11 protein-coding genes are annotated in these 12,028 nt (G+C 69.9%); 9 read left to right on the top strand and 2 right to left on the bottom strand.

Annotated features, from left to right (window positions below; genetic code table 11):
- Nucleotides 1–128: 128 nt before the first annotated feature.
- Both ACYVLJ_RS05935 and ACYVLJ_RS05930 read right to left on the bottom strand, forming a co-directional pair.
- Nucleotides 129–683 (bottom strand): glucosaminidase domain-containing protein, encoded by a 555-nt coding sequence (locus ACYVLJ_RS05935; protein ID WP_460437986.1) that lies wholly within the window; start codon nucleotides 681–683, stop codon nucleotides 129–131.
- A 59-nt stretch (nucleotides 684–742) separates the two neighbouring features.
- A complete protein-coding gene (locus tag ACYVLJ_RS05930; protein WP_451969457.1) occupies nucleotides 743–1,840 on the bottom strand; it encodes a UDP-N-acetylglucosamine 2-epimerase in 1,098 nt (365 codons plus the stop codon).
- A gap of 84 nt (nucleotides 1,841–1,924) precedes the next feature.
- On the opposite strand from ACYVLJ_RS05930, the gene ACYVLJ_RS05925 reads away from it, so the two are divergent.
- From ACYVLJ_RS05925 to ACYVLJ_RS05885, 9 genes are all read left to right on the top strand, one after another.
- Complete coding sequence (locus tag ACYVLJ_RS05925) at nucleotides 1,925–2,947, top strand: glycosyltransferase family 2 protein (RefSeq protein WP_451969455.1); 1,023 nt, start codon at nucleotides 1,925–1,927, stop codon at nucleotides 2,945–2,947.
- A gap of 8 nt (nucleotides 2,948–2,955) precedes the next feature.
- Entirely contained in the window at nucleotides 2,956–4,245 is a 1,290-nt protein-coding gene (locus tag ACYVLJ_RS05920; RefSeq protein ID WP_460437985.1) for a polysaccharide biosynthesis protein, read from the top strand.
- A gap of 39 nt (nucleotides 4,246–4,284) precedes the next feature.
- The gene (locus tag ACYVLJ_RS05915) at nucleotides 4,285–6,264 is read left to right on the top strand and encodes a DUF6541 family protein (RefSeq protein WP_460437984.1); all 1,980 of its coding nucleotides are present in this window, start codon (nucleotides 4,285–4,287) and stop codon (nucleotides 6,262–6,264) included.
- A 59-nt stretch (nucleotides 6,265–6,323) separates the two neighbouring features.
- Nucleotides 6,324–7,025, top strand: coding sequence for a glycosyltransferase family 2 protein (locus tag ACYVLJ_RS05910; protein WP_451969893.1), 702 nt, complete (start codon nucleotides 6,324–6,326; stop codon nucleotides 7,023–7,025).
- A 12-nt stretch (nucleotides 7,026–7,037) separates the two neighbouring features.
- Complete coding sequence (locus ACYVLJ_RS05905) at nucleotides 7,038–7,466, top strand: DUF2304 domain-containing protein (RefSeq protein WP_451969450.1); 429 nt, start codon at nucleotides 7,038–7,040, stop codon at nucleotides 7,464–7,466.
- Nucleotides 7,467–7,470: 4 nt separating this feature from the next.
- Nucleotides 7,471–8,007 (top strand): uridine kinase family protein, encoded by a 537-nt coding sequence (locus ACYVLJ_RS05900; protein ID WP_460437983.1) that lies wholly within the window; start codon nucleotides 7,471–7,473, stop codon nucleotides 8,005–8,007.
- A gap of 329 nt (nucleotides 8,008–8,336) precedes the next feature.
- Nucleotides 8,337–10,013 carry an ABC transporter substrate-binding protein gene (locus ACYVLJ_RS05895; protein WP_451969447.1) on the top strand — a complete coding sequence of 559 codons (1,677 nt, stop codon included), beginning with the start codon at nucleotides 8,337–8,339 and terminating at the stop codon, nucleotides 10,011–10,013.
- Between the two features lie 87 nt (nucleotides 10,014–10,100).
- Entirely contained in the window at nucleotides 10,101–11,102 is a 1,002-nt protein-coding gene (locus ACYVLJ_RS05890; RefSeq protein ID WP_460437982.1) for an ABC transporter permease, read from the top strand.
- Complete coding sequence (locus tag ACYVLJ_RS05885) at nucleotides 11,099–12,028, top strand: ABC transporter permease (RefSeq protein ID WP_451969444.1); 930 nt, start codon at nucleotides 11,099–11,101, stop codon at nucleotides 12,026–12,028. The genes ACYVLJ_RS05890 and ACYVLJ_RS05885 overlap by 4 nt, the downstream gene beginning before the upstream one ends.

Below are 12,028 nucleotides of genomic sequence, written 5' to 3'. Positions count from 1 at the left end.
CGTGGGTCACGAGGGCCTCCGTTGATCGGTGTAGACGTCGCAATCCACACCGAACCCGGAGGCCCTCCCTTATGCCAAGATCATCCGGTCACGTGTCGCCACGATCGCAACCTCCCCGGACAGAACATCTAGGCGTCGAACCGGCGGAGGTCGTAGCGGTCCATCAGCCGGATGACCTTGTCCGCGTACTCCGGGTCGGTGGCGTACTTGCGCGCCACCACCCGGATGAACGCGTCCGGGTCCGAACGCACCGGCAGCGCCGCCGCGTAGTTCGACGAGGTCGTCAGCAGGCGGCCGTAGTCGCGGAACGAGTCCTCGATCGAGGCGTACGACCGGAAGAACGCGTCCACCGGGTGGCAGGGTGCCGGCACGCACTCCGTCGTCGGGTAGCGCGCGCACCGCACCGCGATCGGGCCCGGGCTCGTCGGGGTCACGCACTTGAAGCCGAAGTAGTTGAGCTCGTTCGCCGACAGCTGGCTGCGGCCCCAGTTCGACTCCAGGATCGACTGCGCGACCGTGACCGACGCCGGGATGTCGTACGCCGCGTGGATCGCGCGGGCGATCGGGCCCGCGGTGGCGACGTACGCGTCCTGGTAGCCCGCGTCCAGGGCGGCCGCCCGGACGGAGGGCTGGTCGACCGGCGGGGTCACCAGCAGGACCGCCGCGAGTCCGATGTGGATCATGGCGGAAAAGCTGCCCGATCCCCGCGGCGGCGGCGACCGGGATCACCCGGACGGGGACGTCAGCAGTAGCCGAGCTGCGCCAGGGTGTTCACGACGATCTCCGACGGGTGGTACTTGTCCATCCAGGACTCACCCCGCCGGTTCCGGTAGGTGTCGAGGAAGTTCCGCAGCTTGTCGCCGCGCATTTCCGTCAGCACCACCGTTTCGCCGAGGTGCTGCGGCGTCTCGGTGCGCTCGCGGTGCACCGCGCAGGGCAGGCCGAGGTAGTAGCACTCCGCCGAAAGGCCACCCGAATCGGTGACGACGTACTCCGCGCGCGCGACCAGCGGGAGGAACTTCAGGTACCGCATCTTCGGCTGCACGATGAACCGGTCGTCGAAGAGGTTTTCGATCCCCATCGCGCGGATCCGCTCGCGCTCCGGCGCCCCGGCCATGTACAGGACCGGCATCTCGCGGCTCCGCTCGCGCAGGATCTCCAGCGCCTCGCGGTACTTGTCCGCACGCGAGACCAGTTCGAAGCGGTGCAGCGTGGCGAGGCCGAACTTCTCCGGCAGGTCCGGCACGTCGAGCGGCTGGTTGACGGCCAGGCGCATCGCGTCGATGGCCGTGTTCGCTTCGGTGTCGACGACCACTCCGCGGGCGTTGCGGAGGTTGTGCACCTCACGCGCGCTCGGCGCGAAGTGGATGTCGACGATCTTCGCCGCGATCTTGCGGTTCAGCTCCTCCGGCAGCGGCGAGAGGATGCTGCCCGACCGCGCGCCCGCTTCGACGTGCCCGACGCGGGACTTGAGGATCCGCTTCCCGATCAGCGCGCCGTACGGCGTGGTGAACGTGTCGCCGTGCACCAGCACCAGCGGGGGACGGCCGTCTTCGGCGAGCTTCGCGCGCAGTTCGCGGCGGCGGCTCCACGCGGTGCGCAGCACCTGCGCGGCCCAGCCCGGCACCTGCGCCGGCGACTCGAGGTTGCGCGCCGTCTCCTCCGGTACCAGCCAGACGTCCGGTTCCGGCAGCTTCAGGTCGGCGAGGACATCGGCCACCTCGTCGACGTGCTGGGCGGTGAACCAGATCTTCGGGCGCATCCCGCGTTCGGCGATCCCGTGCCAGACCGGCGCGATCTTGATCAGTTCCGCGGTGGTGCCGAGAATGAAGGAAATCACCGTGAAAGCCCATTTCTGGTCGGAATCGGTGGCGCAAGGATACTGGCCGACCCCCCACCCGGGCTGCCGGGTAGCCTCGGCACCGTGAGTGCGAACCCGCTCCTCCCTTCGCTCAGCGTGGTGATCCCGGTCCACAACGAGCAGGACTGGATCGAACGCAGTGTCGGCGCGCTGCTCGCCTCGGCCGAAGCGGCGAACTGGCCGATCGAGGTCGTCGTCGTGGACGACGGCAGCACGGACGCGACCCCGGTGCGGCTCGACGAGCTGCGCGAACACCACGGCATCACCGTCATCAGCCAGGCCAATTCGGGCCGGTTCGAAGCCCGCCGGGCGGGGCTGGCCAAAGCGTCCGGGCAGCAGGTCCTGCTGCTCGACAGCCGCGTGGTCGTCGACTCCGGCTCCCTGACCTTCCTGCGCGACCAGCTGGTCGGCCACCCCGGGCGAACAGTGTGGAACGGCCACGTGAACGTCGCATCGGAGAACAACCCGTATGCCGGTTTCCTGGCCGGTCTGGTGAAGATTCCGTGGCGCCGCTACTGCGCGGATCCGCGCCTGATGTCGTTCGGTATCGAGCAGTTCGACCTGTTTCCGAAGGGCACCGGATTCTTTTCCGCACCGCGTGCCGTTCTCGAGTCCGCTTCCGACGCTTTCGTTTCGTTGTTCGACGATGTGCGTTTCGCGAGTGACGACACCGGTGTCCTGCGCTGGATCGCCGAACGCCACCGCATCTTCCTGGCGCCGGAGTTTTCCGCGACCTACCACGGGCGTGACAGCTTCCGGAAGTTCGCCGCCCAGGCCTACTTCCGCGGGACGACCTTCGTGGACTCCTACCTCGGTTCGCCGGGCCCGGCCCGCACCGGCCTGTTCGCCGCGTTCGGCGTCGGCGTGTTCGGCCTGGGCCTGGCGCTGCGGCGCCCGAAGACGGCGGTGGTGCTCGCGGCCGCCGGGTCCGCCGCGGCCGGCGCGGCCGTGACCCGCTTCGGCGCGACGAACGCGGAAGCCAAGGCCGTCGCGAAGCTCGCCCCGGTGTTCGGCACCGCGTTCGGCGCCGGTGCCGTCCGCGGGCTCGTCCTGGCGCTGCGGGCCCGCCGGCGGCGGGGACGATGAGTTCCCCGGTGACCGACGAGACGGCCGGCCGCGGCCTGGCGAGGGAAACCGGGCGCTCGGCCGGGAAGATCGGCGTTTCGCTGCTGGTCGCGATCGCGCTCGGCTACGTCCTCACGCTGGTCGCGACGCGCTGGCTCGGGCCGGTGAACAGCAAGGTCTACCTGTCCTTCTGGGGCATCCTGATGGGCCTCGGCAGCGCCCTTTCGCCGCTGGAGCAGGAGCTGTCCCGCCAGTCCGCGGTGGCCGCGCTCGAGGGCGGCCGGGCCGGCAAGCCCGCGCTGCGCGCGCTCACCGTCGGCGCGGTGACCGTCGCCGTCGTCGCCGCGGTGACGCTCGTCGTGCCGGTGCTCTCGGACCGGCTCTACGCCGGGAACGCCGCGCTCGGCGTGATCGTGCTGTGCGGAGCCGTCTCGTTCGCCTGCCAGTTCGCCGCCCGCGGCCTGCTCGTCGGGCAGCAGCGGATCAAGCCGTATTCGGGGCTGGTCGTGGCCGAAGCCGCGGTCCGCGTGGTCGTGCTGCTCGGGATCGCGGCCGCGGGGCTCACCGGCCTGACGTCGTTCGCGATCGCCGCGGCCACCGGCTCGTTCGCCTGGTTGTTGTTCGTCCGCCCGGTTTCCGGGCTGGTCGACCCGCACGCCGACGGCGACGGCTGGGGCACCGTGACGGCCCGGATCCTCGTGCTCATGGCCGGCGCCGGCCTGACCGCCAGCGTCATCACCGGCTACCCGGCGATGGTGAGCCTGCTCGCCCCCGGCGGGTCCGCCGCCGACGTCGGCGTCCTCTTCGCGACGCTCACCGTGTCGCGGGTGCCGCTGCTGCTGCTTTCGCCGCTGCAGGCGCTCGCCGTGCCGACGGTCGTGCGGCTTTCGGGTACCGAGGAAGGCGGGCACCGGCTGCGGAAGCTGCTCGCGGCCGGCGCGCTCGGCACGCTCGTCGTCGGCGCGGTCGGCGCGCTCGTCGGCTGGCTGATCGGGCCCTGGCTGGTCTCGCTGCTCTACGGCGCGGACTTCGTCGCCCGGGGCTGGTGGGTGGCTTGGATGGTGTGGGGCGCGGTGCTGCTCACCGCGCTGCAGCTGATGACGGCCGTGCTCGTGGCCAGGAAAGAGGCGAACAAGGTGCTCGTCACCTGGGCCGTGGTCGCGATCGCCACGGCGGCGACGTTGCTGCTCGTGCCGGGCGACCCGATCCTCAGGGCGGTGGCCGGCCTGGCCGGCGGTCCGACGCTGGGTCTCGTCGTCGTGGTGATCTTCGTCCTGCGTCGTCCGGGCAACGCAAAGCCCGCCGCGGCGTCTCAGTAAGGTGACCGCGGCCGGACCGCGGGACAGGAATCGGGAACCATGAACGTACTTCTGGTCGTGCTCGCTTTCTGGGTGCCGGGCCTCGTTTTCGGGGCGGCGATCAGGCTGCGCGGCTGGCTGCTCGCCGCGGCCGCGCCGCTGCTCACGTTCGGCGTCGTCAGCCTCGGTGTGCCCGTGCTCGGCGACCTCGGCATCCGCTGGACGATCCTCGACGTAGCACTGTGGACACTCGTGCTGTCCGCCGCGGGATTCGCCCTCTCCTTGCTCGTCAAGCGGTTCACCGTCCGGAGACACCCGGACTGGGCCGAAAAGGACGCTGCGGCGGCCGTTCCGCCCCGGTCGCTGCGCGGTCACCTGCTGATCGGCGCCGGCGTGCTGGCCGGCAGCCTCGTCGGCGTCGTCACGTTCCTGCGCGGGGCCCACGGACTCGACCGCGTCCAGCAGGACTGGGACGCGCCGTTCCACGCCAACCTGGTGCGCTGGATCGCCGAGCACGGCGACGCCCGGCCGTCGACCGTCGGCACGATCGCGAACCTCCCGAACCAGACGGACTACTTCTACCCGGACACCTACCACGCCCTGCTCGCGCTGGTCTTCGACAAGGCCGGCCTGGCGATGATGCCGACGCTGAACATGGCCGCGCTCACGGTGATCCTGTGCGTGCCGGTCGGCGTCGCCGCGATGTGCCACGTGTGGCGGATGCCGACGATCGCGGTCGCCGCGGCCGCGGCGGTTTCGGTGTCGTTCACGAACTTCCCGTACGACGCGATGTGGCGCGGGCCGCTGTGGCCCTACGCCGCCGGCGTCGCGCTGATCCCGGCGATGCTCGCGCTGGGCCGCCTGCTGCTCGAGCCGCGCGGGCTCGCCGGCCCGGCCGCCATCGGCGTCGGCGTCGCCGGGCTGATCGGGCTGCACACCAGCGTCGCGTTCGTGGTCGTCGTCTACTTCCTGCTGATCCTGGCCGCCGTGCTCGTCAAAGCGGAGCGGATCGACTGGCGCCGGTCCGCGCCCTCGCTCGGGGCCACGCTCGCGCTCGCCGTGGTCTGCGGCCTGCCGCTCGCCTTGCCTTCGCTGTACAACGCGGGTGGCGTGACCGGTGCGATCTGGGGGTCCGAAGCGACCGTCTCCGGGGGCATCGGCGAGGCGCTGACGTTCTCGCCGATGGCCGACTTCCCGCAGTGGTGGATCGGCCTGCCCGCCATCATCGGCGTCTTCATGCTGGTGCGGCACCGGCGGATGCTGTGGATGGTCGCCGCCTACGTCGTGTTCGGCACCCTGTTCGCGGCCACCGTCTCGCTGGAGACACCCCTGGTCCACGCGCTCACCGGCATCTTCTACAACGACCACTGGCGGATCGGCGCGCTGATCCCGCTGTCCGGTGCGGTCGCGTTCGGGGAGTTCGCCGACACCACGTCCCGCTGGTTCGCGGGCAAGGCCGGCGCCTGGCTGCCGAAGGTCCGCCCGGCGGTGCTCACCTCGGCCGGCCTGGTGGTGCTCGCGGTCGTGGTGGCCGGCCTGAGCGGCGGCGGGTACGTCGGCCGCAACGCCGCTCGGTTGCAGTACAGCTACAACGACGGCCCGACGGTCGGCAACGACGAACGCAGCGCTTTCGACTGGCTCGCCGCGCACGTCGCGCCGGGCGAGCACGTCATGAACGGCAAGGCCGACGGCTCGGTCTGGATGTACGCGCTCAGCGGCGTCCAGCCGGTCGAGTGGACCTTCTACGGCGCCGAAGCCGACACCCCGGCCGGCTTCCTCAGCCGCTACCTCGACGACATCGACCGGTACCCGCACGTGCGCAAGCTGCTCACCGACCTCAAGGTGCGGTACCTCTTCCTCGGCAAGGGCCGGGTCCAGCCCACGAGCTTCAACGGGCCGGGCCTGAAGAACATCGACGGCAACCCCGGCTTCAAGGTCGTGTTCCACAACGCCGGCGCCACCGTGTACGAGATCGAGGGCCAGCAGGGCGTGGTCGCGGCCGGTGCGGCCCCCGCGTCAGCGGCCCGTGGCGGGCAGTGAAGGGCTAGGGTGATTCCGTGACCAGCACCGCTGTGACCAGCCACCGCGTGCTCATCGTGATGCCCGCGTGGAACGAGTCCGAGAGCGTCGCTTCGGTCGTCGAACAGGTGAAGCTGGCCCTGCCGGAGAGCGACCTGCTGGTGGTCGACGACGGCTCGGTCGACGACACCGCGAAGCTCGCCCGCGCGGCCGGTGCCGGGGTGGCCCGGCTCGCGGTGAACCTGGGCGTCGGCGGGGCGATGCGCACCGGCTTCCGGTACGCCGCGGCCCGCGGGTACGACGTCGTCGTGCAGGTGGACGCGGACGGCCAGCACGACCCCGGCGAGCTCGACGCGCTGCTGCGCGGCCTCGAAGACGCGGACATCGTGATCGGCTCCCGGTTCGCCGGCAAGGGCACGTACAAGGCGAGCGGGCCGCGCAAGTACGCGATGGTCGTGCTGGCACTGGTGTTCTCCCGGCTCGCGAAGACCCGCCTCACCGACGTCACGTCGGGGTTCAAGGCGATGGGCCCGCGCGCGATCCGGCTGTTCGCCGGCTACTACCCGGCGGAGTACCTCGGGGACACCGTGGAGTCCCTGGTGCTGGCCATCCGGGCCAAGCTGACCATCAAGGAGATCCCGGTCGTCATGCGGGAGCGGGCGGGCGGCACGCCCAGCCACTCGCCGGTGAAGTCGGCCGTCTACCTGAGCCGGGCGGGGCTGGCGCTGCTGCTGGCGCTGGTGCGCCGCCGTCCCGCGGTCGGCTCGTCGGACTCGGCGTAAGGGGAAGCGGAAATGGCCGGTTGGCGCATTCTCAGCATCGTCGTCGCCTGTGTCGTGCTCTTCGTCGTCGTGGAGATGATGAGACGCCGGAAGCTGCGCGAGAAGTACGCGGGCGTGTGGCTGGTCGTCGCGGTCGGTGTCGTCGTCCTCGCGGTGCTGCCGCAGGCGGCCGAGTTCCTGGCCAAGCACACGGGCGTGCAGACGCCGTCGAACTTCGTCTTCCTCCTGGCCGGTTTCGTGCTGGCGCTGGTCTCGCTGCACCTGTCCACCGAAGTCGGGCGCCTGGAGGAAGAAGTGCGCACGACGGTCGAGGAGACCGCGCTGCTGCGCTGCGAGCTCGAGGAAACCAAGCGCGAGCTGGAGCACCGGATCGCCGCGCTGGAGGCGCCGGCGCCGGACGACGTCAAGGGGCTTCCCGAGGTGCACCGCGTCTCCAAGTGACCGGGTGGTCGACGCCCTGCTGGCCGCACCCGCCCGGCTCGGCGGGGTGCGCGTGCTGGCCATCGACGGACCGTCCGGTTCGGGCAAGTCCACACTGGCCGCCCGGGTCGTCGGCGAACTGCGCGCCCGCGGCCACCACACCGGATCGGTGAGCACCGACGCCTTCGCGACCTGGGACGACCCGGTCGCGTGGTGGCCCCGGCTGGCCGACGGCGTCCTGCGGCCGCTCGCGAACGGCGTGGCAGGCGCTTACCGGCGGATGGACTGGACCGGTGGGCAACCGCGCCCCGGCGAGCTCGTCCGGGTGCCGGTTCCGGACGTCCTGGTCCTCGAGGGCGTCTCCAGCGGGCGCACTTCGGCAAGGCCCCTGCTTTCGCACCTCTGCTGGCTCTCCGGGGGCTCGGCGGCGGACCGGCTGGCCAGGGCCGTCGCGCGGGACGGAGTGGACGCACGGGACGAACTGGAGCGATGGCAGCGGTTCGAGCGCGGCTGGTTCGCCGTCGACGGCACCCCCGGGGCCGCCGGGACCCGACTTTCGTAGGGGGTCGAACGGTCACCGTGCGTGAACGGACGGCTCCGGATCGATCAAGCTCCACGGCCCGGTCCACCACGGTCGGGCGAACGTTGGTACCGCCATCTGAGTTAGTGATCCGGCACCGGGCGGAGCGGTCGGCCACAAATGGTCACAGTCTGTCGTGATTTACGGACACATTGCGGTCAAATCGACGCCCACGTAGCGCGATCGTAACCTCACGTACTTAAGCCCGGGCCGACTTCCCGCTAGTGTCGGCGGGCACACCGATCGTCCGTCGAGTTCCTGACCGACCGGACGGTGACTTTGAAACCCGAACGTCTCCCAAGGGGTGCCAGATGCAGCAATTGCGGCTGACCCGAACACGCCGCGTGGCCCTGATCGGGCTCGCCGGCGCGCTCGCGGTTTCGCTGTCCGCTTGTGCGGAATCCAAGCGTGATGAGGGCGCCGGGGGTGGTTCCGGAGGCACGATGATCTTCGGTGCGGCCGGCAACCCGAAGATGTTCGACCCCGCGTTCAACGACGAGGGCGAGACCTTCCGGATCACGCGGCAGATCTACGACACGCTGATCCAGAACAAGCCGGGCACCGCCGACCTCGAGCCCTCCCTCGCCGAGAAGTGGGACTCGAGCAACGACGGCAAGACCTGGACGTTCACCCTGAAGTCCGGCGTGAAGTTCTCCGACGGCACCCCGATGGACGCCACGGCGGTCTGCTACAACTTCGACCGCTGGTACAACATGAAGGGCGCCGCCGCCCAGAGCCAGATGATCTACTACGGCGACGTCTTCGAGGGCTTCGCCAAGAACGAAGGCGACGCGGCGGGCGAGCCGGTCTACAAGAACTGCCAGGCGCAGGACCCGACGCACGCGGTCCTCAACCTGAACAAGGCCAAGGGCGCGTTCCCGGCGGCGTTCACGCTGCCGTCCTTCGCGATCCAGAGCCCGGACGCGATGAAGAAGCACAACGCGGACCAGGTCACCCAGAGCGGCGACTCGTTCACCTACAGCGAGTACGCGAACAAGTTCCCGGTCGGCACCGGCCCGTTCAAGTTCGAGAGCTGGGACCAGGGCAAGGGTGAGATCACCCTCGTCAAGAACGACACCAGCCCGACGCCGGCGAAGCTCGACAAGCTGATCTTCAAGGTCATCCCGGACGAGAACGCCCGCAAGCAGGCCCTCAAGGCCGGCGACATCAACGGCTACGACTACCCGAACCCGGCGGACTACGGCCTGCTGCGCAACGACGGCGAGCAGGTGCTCATCCGCCCGTCGTTCAACGTGCTGTACCTGGGCATCAACCAGTCCGGCCCGGCCGCGGAGAAGCTGAAGGACCCGCGGGTCCGCCAGGCGCTGGCCTACGGCATCAACCGCGAGCAGTTCGTGAAGTCCAAGCTGGCCGAGGGGTCCGAGGTCGCGACCGAGTTCGTGCCGAAGGTCATCTCCGGCTACACCGACGACGTCACCAAGTACCCGTACGACCCGGACAAGGCGAAGCAGCTGCTTTCCCAGGCCGGCGCGTCGAACCTGACGCTGAAGTTCTACTACCCGACCGAGGTCACCCGGCCGTACATGCCGAACCCGGCGGACACCTTCACCGCGATCTCCGAGGACCTCAAGAACATCGGCATCAAGATCGAGGCCCACGCCGAGCCGTGGAACGGTGGCTACAAGGACGACGTCCAGAAGTTCGGCAAGCAGGACCTGCACCTGCTCGGCTGGACCGGTGACTACAACGACGCCGGCAACTTCGTCGGCACGTTCTTCGGCCGTGAGAAGAAGGAGTTCGGCTTCAACAACCCGGAGCTGTTCTCGGCCCTCGCCGCCGCGGACGCCTCGCCGGCCGGCGACGCGCACGCCAAGGCGTACCAGGACGTGAACAAGAAGATCATGGACTTCCTCCCGGCGGTCCCGATCGCTTACCCGACGCCGGCGATCGTGGTCGGCCCGAAGGTGAAGGGTCTGGTGGCGAGCCCGCTCACCGACGAGCGCTTCAACACCGTGACCGTGAGCTGATTCCGGAATTCGGCCCAGGACAGGGGGTGGGTGCTACCGCACCCACCCCCTGCGCCTGATTCCCGGGCTGGCACCAAAGGACTGCAAGTGCTTCGTTTCCTCGTGCGTCGGTTGCTACAAGCGATCCCGACGCTCTTCATCCTGTCCATCCTGATCTTCGCCTGGCTCCGGTCCCTGCCCGGCGGTCCGGCCGCCGCGCTGCTCGGCGACAAGGCGACGCCGGAGAAGATCGCCGACCTCAACCACGTGCTGGGCCTCGACCAGCCGATCATCATCCAGTACTTCGGGTTCCTCGGCCGGGCGTTCACCGGCAACTTCGGCAACTCCCTGGTGTCGAGCCAGCCCGTGATGGGCGAGATCGCCACGTTCCTGCCGGCGACCATCGAACTCGGTCTTTCCGCGATGATCATCGCGGTCGTCATCGGCATCCCGGCCGGGTACCTCTCCGCGCGGTACCGCGGCGGGCCGGTCGACAACGTCATCATCGTGCTCAGCCTGGTCGGCGTCGCGGTGCCGGTCTTCTTCCTCGGCTACATGATGCAGGACCTGCTCGCCTCCCCGCTGGGCCTGCCGTCCCAGGGCAGGCAGGCCGCGGGCCTCGACGCCACGTCGATCACGAACTTCGCCATCCTCGACGGCATCATGACGAGCGAGTGGGACGCGGTCTGGGACGCGATCAAGCACCTGATCCTCCCCGCGTTCGCGCTCGCCACCATCCCGCTCGCGGTGATCACCCGGATCACCCGCGCGTCGGTGCTCGACGTCCTCAACGAGGACTTCATCCGCACGGCCAACTCGAAGGGCCTGACGCAGCAGGTGGTGCGCACCCGGCACGTCCTGCGCAACGGCCTGCTGCCGGTGGTCACCACCATCGGCCTGCAGACCGGTGCGCTGCTCGGCGGCGCCGTGCTGACCGAGCGGGTGTTCAACTTCCGCGGCCTGGGTTTCCTGCTGGCCGAAGGGATCGAGCGGCGTGACTACCCCCGGCTGCAGGCGCTCCTGCTGTTCGGGGCCGTGGTGTACGTGCTGGTGAACATGCTGGTCGACATCTCGTACGGGATCATCGACCCGAGGGTGCGTGCGCGATGAACACTCTGCTGAACAAGAAGAAGGAACCGATCGACAAGCTCGCCGCGGCGAGCGGGCGCAGCCTCGGCGGGGAAGCGCTCCGCCGGATGCTGCGCAGCCCGGTCGCGATCACCGGTGGCGTGATCACCGGCCTGTTCCTCCTGCTGGCCATCTTCGCGCCGCTGCTGGCCCCGAAGGACCCGCTCGACCGCGCGCTGCAGGACCAGGTCCAGCTGGGCCGGGGCATCATCCCCGGGTCGATGCCGGGCTACCCGCTCGGGGTGGACGACTTCGGCCGCGACTTCCTGTCCCGGCTCATCGTCGGCGCCCAGCAGACCCTGCTCGTCGGCGTGCTCGCGACGGTGATCGGCGTCCTCATCGGCGTGATCATCGGCGGCCTCGCCGGCGCCTTCGGCGGCTGGGTCGACACCGTCCTCATGCGACTGGTCGACGTCATGCTGTCGTTCCCGTCGCTGCTGCTGGCCATCTCCATCGCGGCACTGTTCGCGAAGCCGAGCCAGTGGACGGTCATCCTCGCCGTGTCGATGGTCGGCGTGCCGATCTTCGCCCGGCTGCTGCGCGGTTCCATGCTGGTCCAGCGCGACGCCGACCACGTGCTGGCGGCGACGTCACTGGGCGTCAAGCGCGGGACGATCGTGTTCCGGCACATGCTGCCGAACTCGCTCGGCCCGGTCATCGTGCAGGCGACCCTGACGCTGGCGACGTCGATCCTGGAGGCCGCGGCGCTGTCGTTCCTCGGTCTGGGCGACCCGGACCCGTCGCGGGCGGAGTGGGGGCTGATGCTGGGCAAGGCCTCGCGCCAGTTCCTCGACATCCGCCCGGAGCTCGCGTACTACCCGGCCATCGCGATCATCATCGTCGCGCTCGGGTTCACGCTGCTCGGCGAGTCCCTCCGCGAAGCCCTCGACCCGAAGAACAGGCGGTGA

Source organism: Amycolatopsis stemonae, assembly GCF_054781455.1.
Note: the sequence above shows the minus strand (reverse complement) of the source record. Positions and strands in the feature narration are given on the sequence as shown.